14 protein-coding genes are annotated in these 16764 nt (G+C 52.2%); 2 read left to right on the forward strand and 12 right to left on the reverse strand.

The genetic code is table 11. From position 1 onward, the window contains the following. Window positions 1-176 precede the first annotated feature (176 nt). From BMX45_RS25700 to BMX45_RS25730, 7 genes are all read right to left on the reverse strand, one after another. Complete coding sequence (locus tag BMX45_RS25700; protein ID WP_090913003.1) at window positions 177-317, reverse strand: cyclic lactone autoinducer peptide; 141 nt, start codon at window positions 315-317, stop codon at window positions 177-179. Further along, window positions 301-843: an accessory gene regulator ArgB-like protein gene (locus BMX45_RS25705; RefSeq protein WP_051425425.1), complete on the reverse strand. Its 543-nt coding sequence runs from the start codon at window positions 841-843 to the stop codon at window positions 301-303. Before BMX45_RS25705 ends, BMX45_RS25700 begins: the two co-directional genes overlap by 17 nt. Beyond that, a complete protein-coding gene (locus tag BMX45_RS25710) occupies window positions 785-1462 on the reverse strand; it encodes a hypothetical protein (protein WP_090913005.1) in 678 nt (225 codons plus the stop codon). Before BMX45_RS25710 ends, BMX45_RS25705 begins: the two co-directional genes overlap by 59 nt. A gap of 779 nt (window positions 1463-2241) precedes the next feature. After that, window positions 2242-3873 carry a hypothetical protein gene (locus tag BMX45_RS25715; protein WP_090913007.1) on the reverse strand — a complete coding sequence of 544 codons (1632 nt, stop codon included), beginning with the start codon at window positions 3871-3873 and terminating at the stop codon, window positions 2242-2244. A 1-nt stretch (window position 3874) separates the two neighbouring features. Further along, window positions 3875-4660: an ABC transporter ATP-binding protein gene (locus BMX45_RS25720; RefSeq protein WP_090913009.1), complete on the reverse strand. Its 786-nt coding sequence runs from the start codon at window positions 4658-4660 to the stop codon at window positions 3875-3877. 64 nt (window positions 4661-4724) lie between these two features. Next, complete coding sequence (locus tag BMX45_RS25725; RefSeq protein WP_090913011.1) at window positions 4725-5264, reverse strand: GNAT family N-acetyltransferase; 540 nt, start codon at window positions 5262-5264, stop codon at window positions 4725-4727. 22 nt (window positions 5265-5286) lie between these two features. Then, on the reverse strand, window positions 5287-5913 hold the full coding sequence (locus BMX45_RS25730; protein WP_090913014.1) for a TetR/AcrR family transcriptional regulator: 627 nt from the start codon (window positions 5911-5913) through the stop codon (window positions 5287-5289). A 437-nt stretch (window positions 5914-6350) separates the two neighbouring features. Here BMX45_RS25730 and BMX45_RS25735 point away from each other — a divergent pair, with 437 nt between their 5' ends. Beyond that, the gene (locus BMX45_RS25735; protein ID WP_302847930.1) at window positions 6351-6725 is read left to right on the forward strand and encodes a L,D-transpeptidase; all 375 of its coding nucleotides are present in this window, start codon (window positions 6351-6353) and stop codon (window positions 6723-6725) included. A gap of 60 nt (window positions 6726-6785) precedes the next feature. Here BMX45_RS25735 and BMX45_RS25740 read toward each other — a convergent pair whose 3' ends face one another. Next, window positions 6786-7169, reverse strand: coding sequence for a VOC family protein (locus tag BMX45_RS25740; RefSeq protein ID WP_090913018.1), 384 nt, complete (start codon window positions 7167-7169; stop codon window positions 6786-6788). An 88-nt stretch (window positions 7170-7257) separates the two neighbouring features. On the opposite strand from BMX45_RS25740, the gene BMX45_RS31460 reads away from it, so the two are divergent. After that, the gene (locus BMX45_RS31460) at window positions 7258-7419 is read left to right on the forward strand and encodes a hypothetical protein (protein ID WP_015734281.1); all 162 of its coding nucleotides are present in this window, start codon (window positions 7258-7260) and stop codon (window positions 7417-7419) included. 67 nt (window positions 7420-7486) lie between these two features. Here the strand turns inward: BMX45_RS31460 and BMX45_RS25745 are convergent, their stop codons facing one another. The 4 genes from BMX45_RS25745 to BMX45_RS25760 all read right to left on the reverse strand — a co-directional run bounded on the left by BMX45_RS25745 (window position 7487) and on the right by BMX45_RS25760 (window position 16752). Beyond that, window positions 7487-9403, reverse strand: coding sequence for a beta-N-acetylhexosaminidase (locus BMX45_RS25745; RefSeq protein ID WP_090913020.1), 1917 nt, complete (start codon window positions 9401-9403; stop codon window positions 7487-7489). Between the two features lie 135 nt (window positions 9404-9538). Then, the gene (locus BMX45_RS25750) at window positions 9539-12274 is read right to left on the reverse strand and encodes an alpha-mannosidase (protein WP_090913022.1); all 2736 of its coding nucleotides are present in this window, start codon (window positions 12272-12274) and stop codon (window positions 9539-9541) included. A 21-nt stretch (window positions 12275-12295) separates the two neighbouring features. Continuing rightward, window positions 12296-15436, reverse strand: coding sequence for an alpha-amylase family protein (locus BMX45_RS25755; RefSeq protein ID WP_090913024.1), 3141 nt, complete (start codon window positions 15434-15436; stop codon window positions 12296-12298). Continuing rightward, window positions 15433-16752, reverse strand: coding sequence for a glycoside hydrolase family 125 protein (locus BMX45_RS25760; protein WP_015734277.1), 1320 nt, complete (start codon window positions 16750-16752; stop codon window positions 15433-15435). Before BMX45_RS25760 ends, BMX45_RS25755 begins: the two co-directional genes overlap by 4 nt. Between the last annotated feature and the right edge of the window lie 12 nt (window positions 16753-16764).

Consider the following 16764-nt stretch of genomic DNA (forward strand, 5'->3'; position numbering starts at 1 on the left):
GATGTTTGAAGCCTCGATGGATCCGACCACTATGATTTCAGCTGTAGCCTCCTCAAGCATCATAAAAACCGGCGCCAACCGGCACCGGCTATTACGATCCATACATATTTCATTCAACAACCATGAACCCACCACAAATTTGGAGTACCCCAGTCCCCGTATATTTGGATCAAGATTTACTTCAAAAGTTCTTCCGGCGTCTCTCCGCTGTACACAAATACGGGACTTGCAGTATTAACGACAAATACGGCTACCAACGTCAGTGCAGATGCAATGAACGAAAAATAACGATGACGAATCTTATGGATCCATAACATGAGCTTGTCCTCCTTTCCATCGTAATAAACTGATAGCCTGGATTAAAAATATGACAGCCAATGTTGGGGACTGAAGGACAAAATTGAACATCACGATGAAGCAGCTAATCAAGCGGAGTTTAGAGTAATGCTTGCTCGGTATCCGGGATTGTCTCTCGATTCGGCTGGGAGCAAAGAGCATAACCAGCAACAGACTAAGCGCATTCATAACGAGCACAGCTGCAATCCCCATATCAACAAAAGTCACCAAGGTAAACAGTGCTGTCGTGAACGCAATACAGCCGGCCCCCGTCTTAAGGTGATACCCTCCCGAGAATTGCCTCAGTATTGCGAAGCCCGTCAAGGCTATGACCGCCTCTCTCACGTTACCCGAGAAGATCGAAATAAGCAGCGTGAATACGACAATGAACATCACGTTGAATAGAATGGCGAGCGCGTGCTTCAAAACAGGAACGGAGGACGGATGATCAGGAACCTGACGTTTGATCCTCTCCGCTATCCGCTCTGACAGTCCTTCTATGATCATAAGACTCCCGCTCCTCTGTATTGATGGCATAATACAAGAAGATTCCAAATGTGATTCCAAAGAAGAGAAGATGCAGCCACAGGCGGTTGAGGTAAAACAGAATGGCAATTAATATCAGCACGACGATAATTAAAGCGATCAACAGAATATGTTCAAATTTAATGCGTAGCTTCTCCAGGTCGTACTTAAACCCGATACCGAACCTGTACATCAACCAGGATATCAGCAGTCCCGTCGCTCCTGACAGAACTTGAAGGATGTAACCTTTGGCAGGATCGGTCTGAATGGCATTGATCGATCCGAACACCGTAGTCAAATATACGGTTTGAATCAACGCGTAAAACATATAGCCTATAATGGTGCAAATCGCCGACCAAATGACTGGAATTTTAATGATGGCCGAGAACAAGAACACAAAGATCATTACCGTAATAAGCGGGGCAAGAAAATCGAGCGAGAGTTCATTCCGCATGATGTAACTCTGTAGATTGGCAAGGATCATAACCAGCAGGGCTTGCCATATGTACTCCGTTGTTTTAAATCTAAGCAATGTCATGATCAGTGAATAAATCGCCAGTGTTTCAAAAGTCGAAAACACCATAAACCAAATAGCTCCCATTCAAAGATTTCCTCCCTACACCGTAAAGAAATGGTTTAATGTGTACAACGCCACTTCCCGATTCATCCTGGCTGAGCTGAATGGTTATAACGTCTCTAAGAAACGTATATCTTCAGCCTCAGATTCTATCGAGTCGTCCCTGAATGATGCATGTTCTTGAGGTCAATTCCTATGGCGCCTGCCATTTCTTATATGTCTGGAAGCTCTGATGAAAAATGCAATAACATCGAACGACGTCAATAGCTCCGGCTGGTATACAATGACCAAGCACAACGGCCTGGAACTTATAACGCCAAAACGAAGCAAACACTGCAACGTTCAATCCGCAAAACAAAAAACGAGCATCAATGATCAAGAATCCACGACCTTATGAACATGACTAAGCCAGAATAAACTCGTGTCGCACAATGCGTAACATCCTGACATCATCATCTATGTCGATTATATAAGGCCATGTAGCCATAACAACAGGTAATTAAATACATATGTGGGGGAATCCATCATGGATCTATGAAGTGTAGAGTTTATAAAAGGAGATAACTAGATATAACTCTATTATATACGAACCTACGTTCCTGTTCAACCATCAAGGAACGACAGAATTTATTTTATTCTGACATAAACCTTACACGGTTAGATATTAAGTTAGGATCAACTAATCTGTATTCCAAGAAGAGGCATCCGCCGGATGCCCCTCCCCTTTTATTCCGTTCTCGTCCCCAACCTTTCAAAAGGATGCGCCTTGTTAGCCGGAATGTTTTTGTGTATGAGAAAAGCAGTCACTTATACAGCCTAGTCCAAGCCAATCCATTGGCAACAAGCAGCACGACGATATAGGCCGATATACCGTAGGTAACCGTGCTACTTAAATAGTGCAAGCCGCATAACCCGCCGACAACGATAATGAACAGCAGCACCCACCAGCCGTCTTTTTGCTGAGCCATATTAAACGCTTGGGAGAACGGCGGATGGCGCAGCATCGCCTTGGCCGACACAGGAATCAGCACCAAGCCGGTAAGAAGAATGATGAGAACGTCCGGGAGAATCCGAATACCGAATATGATCAGGAATACGATCGCATTCACAGTGAACAACGGCAGGAACATTTTTATGGCAAAGGCTTTTAAAGCTCCTTGATATAAGGGACTCATGCTTGGCATCGGGGCCGCCCCAAACAGCCAGAAGGCCTTGGGTTTGCCGGAGAATTTCAACATCATCACGACGGTTACAATCATGATGAGCATGACGTGCAGCACATAGTACGACGATCCCCTGCCGATTTCCGCCAGGGAGGAATTACGGATCGTGGAGAAAAAGAACAAGTAGGGCAGCAGCACGGACAACCCGAGCGTAGGATACACCTTCAGCTTGAATTCTCTCTCGTTCTTCAGCATGCTGGCAGATAACCGGAAACATGCCTGTTCCGTGCGGGACCGGCATACGATTTTGGCCAAAAGCCTGTCAAACCGACCGCGCTCCCGCCCTTTTCCCGCTTCGCTATGCGCCAGCTTTTCCAGATACTGCTCGAAGGATGGAATATAACGAAGGTACACCACCATAAGCAGAATCGGAACCAGTACGGCCAGTAAGGAGAGGACGATCAGCCACCCGCTCCCCTCGCCGAACATCCATTCGAATGGAGCCGCAAACCATACGGGCGGAAGCAGAGCCTGCCACCAGGCCGGCGTAAATACCAAATTGAAATCAATCAGATCAAACGAACGGATCACGAATTGATAGCCGATGGCCAGCGTGGCGGAAAGCCCAATCTGTACATAATTGATCAGATCCTTCAGTTTCTCTCCATCCCAATATTTCAGCAGCACCAGATAAATCAAGGTGGTGCTCACCAGAATGAGCATATTCATCAAAATAAGCTCAAGGATGCAGATCAGAAAGAACAGCACGCCATGCTTATACAGCCCCACGGCAAGTGAAGCAGCCGATAGCGCTCCGGTCAGAAGCAGCAAATAAATACCCGCATGAATCGATCTGGCCACGCCGACCGTGCGCCCGTCGACCGGTTTCGTCATCAGAATGCTGCGGTCGCGCACATCCAAAAGCACGGAGGAGAAATCCGAAATCATGGAGGTCATGATCAGGAACATGAGGATAGCGGACAGGATGCTCATCGGCATCAGATATTCCGGATCGCTCCAGAACACAAACGGCGTCAGGACAAGCCCGATTAAGCCATACAGCCAGAGGGAACTGACAAACAGGTTTTTGTCCTGCTCTACAGATTTCCGGCTGTTTGAAGATAATATGACGGGTGCCCGCCTCGAGTCCATCAGCAGCTTGACATGCAGGATCCGCCGCAGCGTTTCATAATCGACGCCCATTCTCGAGATACCCCCTTGGAACCGATCCAGCAGCTTCAGCATTCGAAATGAAACTTCCGGGCCCGCCATATCAGCTTCCCTCCCGAACGATCGATACGAACCGCTCAGCGATGCTGGCATGGTCATTGAAGCCCGTCAGCTGATTGAACACCTCTTCCAGCGACCCTTCATGGGAATGCTGCTGCAGCTCTTTAAACGTTCCGTCCGCCACCACCCGGCTGTCTGCGAGCAGAACGATCCGGCTGCTGATTTTCTCGACGACGTCCATGATATGCGAGGAATAAAAAATCGTCTTGCCCTGTGCCGACAGCTGCGCCAGCACCTCCTTGACCACCATCACGCTGTTTGCATCCAGCCCGCTTAAGGGTTCATCAAGGAACAAGAGATCCGGATCATGCAAGAGACTCGAGATCAGCAGCACCTTTTGCCGCATTCCTTTTGAAAACGTGGCGATCCGAGCATGGTAAGCCTTTTCCAAATCAAAGCAGTCCATCAAATGTTTTGCCTTATAATCCGCAGCATCGTATGTAAGTCCGTACAATTCGCCGATAAAAGTCAGATATTCCGCGGCCGTTAACTGATCGTATAATTCCGCCACCTCGGGCACATACCCGATTCTCCGTTTATAATCGACATTCCCGTCGGAAATGTCCTGGCCGAATATGCGGACCGTTCCCGTATACCCTTCAACCAGCCCAAGCATAATTTTAACCGTCGTGCTCTTTCCCGCCCCGTTCGGACCGATATATCCTATCATCTCGCCGCGGTTGACCTTCAGATCAATCCCGTTCAATACATAACGGTTATCATATTTCATGCGCAGGTCTTCAATCGATAACACTTCATTTTCGGACATGATTGATTCTCCCATTCCCTCTTTTGTCGTCATACACCTACCTTATTATGGAAGCGCGGGAAAATCAACCGTTGGCGGTATACTCGCTCTGCAAAAGCCCCATGTGCACAATGTCATGCCAGGCCCCGTTCCGGTACAAGCTCTGTCTGGAGCTGCCTTCGTGGACGAAGCCGATTTTTTCATACAGCTTGATCGCTTTATGGTTAAAAGAGAACACCCTCAGGCTTACCCGGTGCAGATTCAGCTCCAAAAAGGCATAATCCAGCAGCAGCTTCATCGCTTCCGAGCCGTATCCCCTGCCCCAATAATTCTTATCGCCGATGTCGATGATGCATTCCGCATTGCGATTCTTGAAATCGATGCCGACCAACGACATGATGCCGATCGGTTGGCCTGTTTCCTTCGCCTGGATCAGATAGCTCTTCGAGGACGGAGTGACGCGGATCACATGCTGAACGAAGTCCTTGGTCTCCTCCATTTGGTAAATATCCAAGCTGGGACTGGTGGATTGCATCACTTCCAGGTCATTGCGCCAGGTATGATACAGCTCCGTGTCATCCATGGTCATTTTTCGACAAGACAATCTAGCAGAATCAAACAGCATTGCTATAAGCCCCTTTCTGTCATCATGATTCTATGGTTATCGGATTTAGCATTTCGCCGAGAGAGTAGAGGAAAGACTCCAGCTGCTCCGGCACGCAAGTCACCCCAGCCCCAAGCTGGAAGGTATCCAGCATGAGTCCGTTGAGAAACGAGATCATGTACCGTGCGATGGCTTCCGGTTCCAGACGCGGCCGAAACTCCCCCTGCTCCTGCCCTTTCCGGATGACCCCGCACAGAGCCTCGACCGTAATCTGATAGCGCTCGGTAATATAGGGATCTTCTTGCTTCGCATGATCATAAGAGGAAGACAGGAAGTATTCCGCCCTGGCGAGTACAAGCGAGTGATGGATCAGCGAGATGTCCTCCTGCTGTTTCTTGATCCAGTCCAACAATTGCTTCCATATCGAATGTGGCGAATCCGGTTCAAAAAAACGGAGCGCCTCCTGATCGTCATCACGCAGAACCTCCAGAAAAACATGCTCCACATTGCCAAAATACGCGTACACGGCGCCGCGGGACATGCCGGCTTCCTCCATGATGTCCTGCATCACGGTGCGGGTATAACCCTTCCTAATAAAGACGCGCCTGGCTGCCCTCAAGATTTCAAGCTTTTTCTGCTGCTTGTATTCGTCGCTGACCCTTGGACACATAATGCTCCCCACCCTCGACCTTAAAATGACACCGGTGTCGTTTTTCATGTCATATTATAAACGACACTCATGTCGTTTTCAAACGCCCTCCAGTAATTTACGCTGATCGCTTACAGCAAAGTCCCTGAAAAGGACAAGTTGAGCGCAGCCATGATACTATCATTTTTTGGATGGAATGCCCCATAATGCCCCTGTCGCTCGATCTTTGAAAACAACTTGTTCTATTTTCCGGCGGCTGCACATTTCCGTCAACATTCGCGAATCCCCGCATATATATGGGGGAGAACGAAAAGAGGTGATCGGACATCATTAAGGGCATCGGCCGCATACTGGTCTTCGCCTTACTGCTCGTATTCTTTCTCCCCTCCGTTACTCAAGGTGCGGCAGCAGGACAGAAGCTGGACAGTAAGTATACCAAGTACGCACAGTTTATCGTCATTGACAAATCCACCAACAAGCTGACGTATTACGAAAAAGGCAAGGTCATAAAAACATTCCCCGTGGCCACCGGCAAAAAGCCCTCCTATACGCCGGAAGGACTGTTCAAAATCCACGAAAAAGTGAAGAACAGACCGTACTACAAGGAAGGCATCAAGGGAGGAGACCCGCGCAACCCGCTTGGGGACCGCTGGCTCGGCATCAGTGTGAAAGTGAACGGCCGAACCAGTTACGCTTATGCCATCCACGGTAACAACAACGCGAATTCGATCGGAAAATACGTATCCGCGGGTTGTATCCGGATGCACAACAAGGACGTGCGATGGCTCTACGACAAGGTAAAAATGAACACCCCCGTCCTCATCCAAAAATAAGGCGCGACCATGAAAAAGCCAAACACTGCACAAGTGTTTGGCTTTTTTAGGTTTAGCGTTTTACGAGCCGTACTCGGCTCCGAATTCAATAATGTTGCGGTCCGGATCGAGCACGAATATCTGGGCGAAGCCCGCTACGCTGTCGGGTTTGGCTACATACTCGACGTTCATCCGGTCCAGCCATTCCTTGGTTTCGCGGTAGCTCTTCACCCAGATCGAGAAATGCCCGTCCGTTGTATCGATGCCCCGCTCCCGCAGCGTATCGCTGACGGGATGCTCCAGCAGATGGAGCTGCTGGTTCCCGACGGCATACCAGACCCCTTTGGAATCAAACGGCGGGCGCGGCAGCTCCCGAAACTGGAGAACGTCCGAGTAAAAAAACTTCGCCTTCTCCAGGTCGCGCACCGCCAAGCTCACATGGTGCAGTCCTTCAAATTGAATCATGAATCCCACCCCCAGGTATGTAACTGTATTGTAAAGGATACCTTATCATTATATAACATGAAATAACCAGCCAAGGGGGGAGTTCACCATGGATATCCATTCGGATGAATACAAAATCGCTGCGCTCAATGGAAATGAAGGCACTTTGAAGGCAATTGAAGACGCCGAAACCAAAATTGCCGAGCTGACGGGCAAAGAGATCACGCTGATTGCCTACGAGAAAGAACAAACACAAGGGGAGAAGCCATAACCAAGCCCCTTAGAAAAAAGGCTGCCCTCCACGCGTCTACAGTGACCTTGGAAGAGCAGCTTTTTCATTAGATGAAGCTCGACGCCGTCACGGCCGCCTGATAGGTTACATTAACCTCCAGCGGTCTGTCGGTTAGACCATTCTGGTCGAAGAGCATCCGGTCGGCTTCCAATTCCTCGATTTCCTCGACTACGCCTCCCACATAATCCGAAAGGCGGTCCTGCGTAGAGGAGATTCGCGCGAGAAGCCCGCCGTAGCGGAGATCCAGCACTTCCCAGCCAAATGGCTTATACGTGCTCATCCAAAGCGCCCTGTGGGATAAACGCAATGCCTCGATCCGCCGCTTCAGGTCGTTTAACGGAGAATCCGCTGCGGAAGCAAGCTCAGCAAGCCGGTCTTTGTTGCCTGTGTCGTAGAGCCTTTTCAACTTAACGCCCAGGGTGCTCTTGATAACGAGGACCGAGGCCAATTTTTCATAGAAATCATAAAGGCGGTTAAACGGTGCCGGGTACTGTTCCTTGCAGTCCCGCCATCTCTGCTCCAGCCCGGCGTAATGTCCAGGCAGCACGGAATCCGCTTCCCCCTCCACATGCTTGTCCAGCAGTCCCAGCAAAGGATCCTGCCACAACAAATACTTCGAGGGATTGGCCATCCAGTGATTTCCCTCCGACACGCCGGGAACCTCATCCATATATTTCAGTGCGTTCAGCGATCCGAACAAATCGATGCCCGTGCAAGCGGCAAGCCTTCTTGCCAGAAGCTCGTCGCTGATATCGTCTCCGTACCCATGCTCCGCAAACAGCTGGAGGCCCGCCAGGATGACCAGGTGGTTGGTTTCGTTTCCGTTATCCCCCCAGGCAGTTGCGATGACTTCGCGGATCCCTTTCGTTTTGGCGGCGCGCAGGGCAGGATGGCTGGTCATCCAGGTCTTGCCGTTGTTCGGACTAATGCTGTTCCACATATGAATGCCGCCGGCAAAAATCGGCTTGGAGCCCAGCTTCATATGCTTCTCATACAGCCGCTCATACCCCTGTTCATCCCTACGTCCGTAATCCCAATACACGAATTGGACGCCTTGGGGAATGCGGCTTATATTATCGTCGGAAAAATCCGCATCCAGATTGTACAGCGAACCTTGATAATCGTTGGCCAGCAAATTAAAATACATGTCGCTCCAGATCATCGGCCGGAGTCCGAGACGCTCGGTAATGGCAAGCACCCGGCTGACATGGTCATTCATAATCTGAAACCGGTCCTGGACCCCGTTCAATTTTAAATACTTGCCAAGCCCGACCTGAAACGCCTCGTCCATCCCGATGTGAATCCGCTTGGAACGGAACATCCCGGATGCGGTGGTGATCATCTGTTCGATGAAAGCATACGTCTTCGGCTCGCCTGCAAGCAAAATATCCGCATGATCCTTCATATCCGCGGCATAGCCCCATTTCAGCGCTTGCTGCAGATGCCCCAAGGTCTGGATGCACGGAATCATCTCGATGCCGAACAGGTCCGCGTAATCGTCGCATTCCTTCATTTCCGAAGCCGTGTACCGGCCGCGCATATAACCGAAATACGGCTGCTCTTTCACCTCGTACGTATCCTCGGTATACATCATCAGCCCGTTCAGCCCCATCAAAGCCATATAGCGGATAAACTGCTTGATCACCGGAACCTTAAGCACGCCATTGCGCGAAACGTCAATCATCGTGCCGTTGAAGTCAAACCTGGGCTCCTCGGTCAGCTCGAACCGGTCACGCTCCCTCGCCTGCTCCAGAAACACCCCTAAAGCACGGAAAAAGTGAATCTTCTCCTGGTATCGGATCGTCCCCTGCCCATCCTTTAATGACAATTGAATCGGTCCTGGAGCCTGTATGACCCGAATCTTTAGGCCCTCTCCCTCCGTGATGCGGATATCCAATATGCCCGAGAGCTCGCCAACCCCTTCAAGCAGCTTCTCCGGCAGGTTATCAAAATAAATCTTCATCTCCATACCTCCATTCTGTTTTTGAGATTCTGACTATCATTTTGCAAGACAGCAAAGCCCGATCCCTGTCATTTCGGAATCGGGCTTTTGCTAGCCGGGATGGATCACCATGCCCGGCGTATAGTTGATCGAAACTTACTCGGCCGAAACTTTAACGCCAAGCGTTAAGATTTCATAAGGTTTCACCGGCAGCGTAAAGCTTCCATGATTGTCAAAGCTTTGAACCGCTCCCTCTTCCTCCAGAATATTACTCTTATACACGCCCTGGGACGGAAGGGAAGATGTCAGCGCGAGCTCAGCATCTGTGCCTGCCATATTGAACCAGCGCAGCATCAAGTCCCCTGTGTTAGGATTCACTTTCAGGGAAGAGAATGCAAGCTCTTCGCGGCTCCATGCCAACGGCGCAGAGGTGGAAGCCACCTGCCCGTTATGAACGCCGGTCTGGGCAGCCGTCCATGGAATCTGGAACTGGTAAGCCTCGGCATAAGCGCCGGAAGCGATGCCGTCGCCCTGATGCGGAATGACCTCCATACGTACCGTATGAACGCCGATGCACTGGGCTTCAGGCGTCGGGAAGTAACCCCAATCGCCGAGCTCGCCTACGGAGCGAAGCAGCGTAACGGCAATCGTATTCCGACCGTCCCGCAGGACTTCGTACTCGTTTAAGCCCTGGTTGGCCACCGTCAATCCTGCCGCAGCCGCCGTAACGTCCACGAAGGCCTGTTGATGAGCCGTGTAGCTCGGGTTCTCCCATTCGGCAGCCGGTTCGTTATCCCGTTTCGCCACTTCGAACATGGAATCCACGTAATGGGAAAATGCCTCCAAATCGGTCGGGAACAATGCACGCACCCGATGATCCTTCGCCTGATTGTCCAACGTGGCTTCGATCTCCACGCCTTTGCCGCTGCGGTTCAAGCTGACCACGGTCCGTATGCGCATCGGCACCATCTCGCTTGATCTTTGCGCTTTGCGGTTCGGATAATACACAAGCTCATGCTGCTCTTCATCCAGCTTGCTGTCCGCCATAGCCGGAATGGACCAGTTATGAACGATTTCAACGGATGCCCGGTAAGGCGTGTCTTCCAGAACCGTAATTTCGGCGGTCAGTCCTTTGGTTGTCAATGGAACTTCGCCGTCCGGCTGTTTGTACATATACTCGTTACCGATGTCTCCGGTATTTTCATAAACGCCCAGATCGCGGTATACTTGTCCGTTCTTTTTATCCGTCAGGGAGAAGGAACCGTCCGCTTGGATTTCGACCTTGATCAGCTCATTTTCCAACACGTTCGACTGGCTGATCAGGGATCCCGCCTCGGCAGGCTTCACTTCGCTCTTCACCCAAGCATAGGCAGTCAAGCCCATGGCAGGAATGTCGCTTGCCTCGAAAGTCAGTCTCACGCGGCGGCACATGTACGGCTGGCGGAAACGGTCGTCCGGCAGATCGTACCCGAACTGAAGTCCGAGGTCCTCAACGGTGCAAGGCACGGCTTGACCTTGAGCGTTAACCAGCACGCGGCCGGACAAGTCGACTTCCTTCATCCGGCGGCTGGTTTCCTCAAGCGAATAGCCTTCCCGGAAATAGAGGCGTTTCGCGTCCAGCTCGATGCTGACCGTGCCGCTGCGTTCCCAACCGGTCGTATTGAATACGACCAGCGGCAGCGGATCGGTGCCCCATTGCTCGAATCCGGTCGTGTCCACCGCATCCGCGATGACGCGCACGCTGTCGTCCACGATATTTTCCGCTACGTGGGCGCTTTTCTCGAAGCGAGTGACCATCTCGCGGTGAACTTCGTCCACGCTGCAGCCGCAGATGCTGTCATGCGGATGATTCTGCATCAGCGTCTTCCACGCATAGGTGAACAGATGATGCGGATACTCCTTGCCAAGCAGGCTGGCGTAGGATGCCAGCGGCTCGGCCACTTTTTCCAGCAGCGTCTGGCCGCGCTGGTTCATCTGCTTCAGGTATACGCGCGCCGAAGCGGTGTTCACGAGCGTTCCCCATCCATCGGTGCGCTGGCTGCGGAGCTCTCCTTTGACGGAGGAAAGATCCTGCGGCAGCTTCTCGCGGACCGCTTTCAAGTAATCGTCGAAATTGGAGTGGATAAACTCCGTATCCGGATACAGCTTCTTCGCTGTACGAATGCCTTCCGGAAGATCGGTCTGAATCGGCTGATGGTCGCAACCGTTCATGTACAGCAGCTCAGGCGTGGAAGCGTACTTCTCGGCATCCGCCAGCTTGCGGTCCCAGAACGCCTTCGCCTCGGCCTCATCCACGGGAACTTCGTTGCCGTTGCTGTACCAGTTGGCAAACAGGATGCCCAGCACCTTGGAGCCGTCCGGACCTTCCCACATCAGCTCGGAGAACGAAGATTCATAACCGCTGTCGGAGACGGTATTGTTAAAGCCCGTCGGCTTCACGCCCCGCCCGAAAAAGGCGTTATCGATGCCGGACTGGAACATCAGCTGCGGGATTTGTCCCGTAAGTCCAAACGTATCAGGGAAATAACCAATTTTGGCAACCGTGCCGTAACGCTTTGCGTCCTGGTGCCCGATCTGCATATTTCTCACGTTGGCTTCGCTGCTGGTCAGGTACGCATCCTGCAGGATGTACCAAGGACCGATGATGATCCGGCCGTCCGTGATCAGCTTCTCCAGCTGTTCTTTTTTCTCAGGTCTTACCTGTAAATAATCTTCGATAATAATCGTCTGGCCATCAAGGAAAAAGCTGCGGTATTCCGAGTCCTTTTCCATCGTCTCAAGCAAGCTGTCCATCAGCTCGATTAACCGCACATGGTGCTTTTCGTACGGCAAATACCACTCGCGGTCCCAGTGAGTATGAGAAATGATATGTGCCTTTCTGGATTGGTCCATCTCTACTTAGTCCCCCTTATGTTAGCCTTTCGATACGGTGATTTCGACTTCATCCGGACGGTACACCGATAACAGGTCGCCGCTCGCATTCACTGCGAACAAGATCGAACGATCCGCCTCGAGCACGAATGAATAGATACGGCCGGTTGAAGGATCCTTCACCTCGACGTTCGTATCCCACGATTGCTCTGAGCCGAAGACGAAGAGCGCTCCTTCTTCAAACGTTACTTTGCGTCCGTATACGCCGGGATGTTCTCCGCCTTGATTCCAGATCAGCTCCGTGTCGGCTGCAGACAGCTCCAATGCATGCCGGTACAAAGCGGAAATGACGTCGATCCGGTCGTTTAATTCTACCGGAAGCGGGCTCCAGAGCAGACGTCCTGCCCCAAGCTTCACGTCCACGATCGAGTCGCCGGCTGCGTCTGCCGGTTTAGCCTCGCGGCCTGCCGGAATTTCTTTGCTCAGCTCGGCAATCTTGCGGTGCCCATATGAAACCGGCCATGCACGATCCCCTAAGCGCAAGCTTTCTTCCCGGCGCACATTTGCCAGCTTGCGCTCGCCCAGCTCTGCGGTCATGCGTTCAACCGGATGCCAGTAAGCATCCAGACCGATCGGACCGGTCAGGAGCAGCGTGGCTCCCGTTTTCTCCACGATCGTTATCAATTCGGCAAACGCCTGGTCATCCACATTGTGGGCGCTCGGCAGAATGATGAATTTCGCCGGATTGCTGCGCAGCGAGCTTAAATCATATTCCCCAACGGCACGGAACGGTACGTTCAGCTCGTAAGCAAGCGCGCGCGTCGCCTTCGTCGTCGCTTCAAACGCAAGCTTCCGGTTGGAGAAATCGTTGGAATAAGGGAAGATGACCGCGGTCTCTTCAAGCTTCCGGCCTGCAAACAAATCCCGGATATCTTCCATGAAGGCGCCGAAATGATACGATACGTCCGCTTCCGGTTTCTCCGTGCCATCGGCGCGGACAGCTCCGATATGCGATTCATTGGCATTATCCATGTAGAAGTTCGTGTTCCAGATCCAATGAATGGCTCCTGCGCCACCGGTAGAGAAGGCGTAAGCATACTTGCGCTCCAGCAGGTTTCGAAGCTCGGCTTCGCTCCGCTTCGCCCGGCCGTCCGGTGTTTCCACGTACATGATGCCCGTTTCCTGAATCAGGTTCGGTTTATCCGGCGTTTTGGCAAAGATGCCGTCCCAGATCAAATAGTCGTTGAACCACCAGGAGTGAACCGTCGTATAGTCCACGGCTTCGGCATAGAAGAACGGGGATGGACGCTGTGCGCCAAGCGCCTCGTCTTGTCCGACGGTCACCATATGGTCCGGGCACACCGCTTTGATATCTTCATATAATTCCTTGGCCCAGCGGTTATGCATATCCATGGAGAACAATACATAATCGAGCCATTGCCCGCCCTTTTTTCCCTGGTGCATGTCTTGAACGTCAAAATTAATGGCTTGAGGCTCCGGAGGAACCACGGAGTCAAAACCCGGCAGCTGATCGGCCGTCATGTTCCAGCGTTCCTGTAAACGCTCAATCGAGCCGTGACGCTTCTTCAGCCAATCGACATAAGCCTGCCGCTCGAACGGATCCTTCGCCGAACGCGGTCCGTCCGAGAAAATTTGCGGCGGATCGAACATGGAAGGCTCGTTGATCAGATCCCAGTCCACATTCTTCGTGTCTTTGTGCCTTGTCACGATGGAACGTATGAAACGTTTCTGCGCTTCCACGCTTCGCGGATCGAGGTAAGGATTCTGGCCTTCCCATGTCTCCGGCGTAAAGGAGAAGAAGGTAAACGTTACCTGCAGATCATGCTTCTTCGCCGTTAACAGGAAGGCGTCAATCGAACGCATAACCTCCTCGGATGCATGCCCGTCCACCTGCATAATATTGCGATACGCGGTCCAAATGCCGGTGCGGATCCAGTTGATGCCGGCACCCCGCATTTGCGCCATATCACGATCCCATACATCCGTATTCGGAAGGAACAGGAATTTACGCGCGACATCGGACGTCATGTACGTCATGCCGACAACCGGCATGGGACGGCCGTCCTTGATGAAGTAATCCCGGTTGCAGGTTACAGGCGAGCCTGCCTGCAGCAGCTGCGGATCAGCTCCCCAGAAGCCCTGTCTCAGCCTGCGGATTTCTCCGTCTGGCCCTTCGGCTTCGCACACCACGCGATAAGCTCCCCGCTTGATATCGAGCGCGACCGGGATGCGCTGTACATGAAATTGCCCGGTCACGTCCACCGTAACGGTATGATTCCATTCGGAAGATTCATCCCCGTCGTGCTTGACAGAGATGCGGAACGTCCAGTGCTGCGGCTCATGAACCGTCAGGTTCCGGCCAAGCCTTTGCGCCTGCAGGGTCAGAATCGCGCGCTCGCCGGACTCGTAGGTCGCATAATTCGGCTTGATCCACAGTTCGGTAATCCCCTTCGCGCAGAATGCCGCCCAGCGGCGAACCTCTGCTCCTCCATCCTGTTCCCAGAAGGAAGCGGTGAGCGTCTGATTCACAAACAGCCAGCGTCCGCCCAAGAAAGGTCCGCCGACATTTTCCCATAGAACAACCGGAGCGGCGACCTCTCTCCCGTTCGCCGTGCTTCCCTTAAGGAGCGGATAAATCCGGGTATCCATCGGCCCGGCCGATCCCATTTGGTGAGGCAGATCACTGCTCTTGGTGACATGCGGAACCAAATTCCACGTATCGCTGACAGTTAACCGTTCCCGGCTGCTCTCCATCAGCGGTATAACGTCGCTTGCAATCAAATGATCGACACGCCCGCTGTCCACAGGCAGCACCTCATGAATATGAAGCTGCTGGTGGTACGCCGTCTGTTCGTGTTCCACCACCCAAGCGCCGTCCTCTTTGCGGACAGGACGCTTGAAGGGTGCGCCGCCAACGCTGACCAAGCCGCCGCCGTTTCTCAGAAAATCCAGAATCGCTCTCCAGGCGGATTTCGGAAAATAAGGCGCGTGCAAATTGACAAAGCTTGCACCTTGTCCGCCTGACGATGCCAGCGCTTCAGCGAGGTCCTCGGCACCGCACACCGCATCGAATGCATTCAGAGCCGCGGCGTTACCCGGCAAACCGGCAGCTTCTGCTGCCGGAAAGGACGGATCATAGAATACAATCAGGCGCTCGCTCATAGAATCCCTGCTTTCATCGCCTGATACACCAATTGCGAGAACAGGCTGTTGGACCAGGCAAACCACGATCTGGTGAAAACTTTCGGATCGTCGGCGTGGAAACCTTCATGCATGAAGCCGGTATCGGCATCGGTCGCTTCCAGCAGCGCAATCATCTCCAGCTTCTCTTCAGCCGTCTGCGCCGTAATCCCCTGCATCGACAAGGCCATATGCCAGATATAATCCGGCGGCGTGTGCGGACTGCCGATGCCTTTGGCAACGGTCCCCTCGTAGTAGAAAGGATTTTCTTTGCTGAGCGCGAACCGTCTGGTGTTCTGGTAAATCGGATCATCTGCTGAGCAATATCCCAGATAAGGAATGGACATCAATCCTGGAGTGCCCGCATCATCCATCAGGCAGTAATTTCCGTAACCGTCCGTTTCATAGGCGTAGATCGGACCGAACTCCGGATGACGATAGATGCCGTACAGCTGAATTCCGTGATCCACGTCGGCTTCAAGTCGTTTCAATTCATCCAGCAGCTTCATGTCCCGGAATACCCATTCCGCGAATTCCTGCATTTGACGAAGGGCCACAACGGCAAACATGTTCCCCGGAATGTTGTAGTGGAAATCACAGGCATCGTCGCTTGAACGGAAGCCCGACCAGATCATGCCTGTATAATTGACCGGCATGCCGAGACCGTTGTTGCGCAAGGAATCGGTTGGAATTCCGTTATCCCGCGTGAAACGGTAAGGCGATTTCTCGAAATGGTGCTGTTCGGTTTTAAACAGCTCAATGATTTTGATCATAGCCGACTTGAAATTGGCGTCGAACACATCCGTCAGGCCGGTTTCCTTCCAGTACAGGTAGGCCAGGCGAACGGAGAAGCACAGCGAATCGATCTCGAATTTGCGCTCCCATACCCATGGCGACATGTCCGTTTCGTCGGTCGTGTTCCAGTGCCAGTCGTTGGCCGATTCATTGAAGGCATTGGCATAAGGATCGATATGAATATATTGAAAATGGCGTTTGATCAATCCGCTTAAAATCCGCTGAAGCTGCGGATCGTTCTTGGCAAACGGAATGTAATGGATCACTTGCTCTACCGAATCGCGCAGCCACATGGCCGGAATATCGCCGGTGATCACAAACGTCGTGCCATCCTCCATCAATTTGGTGGTCGTTTCCAGCGTGTTCGGGAACGTGTTCTTGAACAGCTGAAGCAGCTTGGGACGGTGCGCCAGCTTTTCCTCGGCCTCTTGCAAAACCGCCTGAATCGATTGCGGCAGCTCTAGCTCCGGCATTGGTATTTTGGGGAGTCTGAATTGTTCCATGATTTGTTCTGG

The organism is Paenibacillus sp. cl141a, from assembly GCF_900109305.1.
Taxonomy (GTDB): domain Bacteria; phylum Bacillota; class Bacilli; order Paenibacillales; family Paenibacillaceae; genus Paenibacillus_AQ; species Paenibacillus_AQ lautus_A.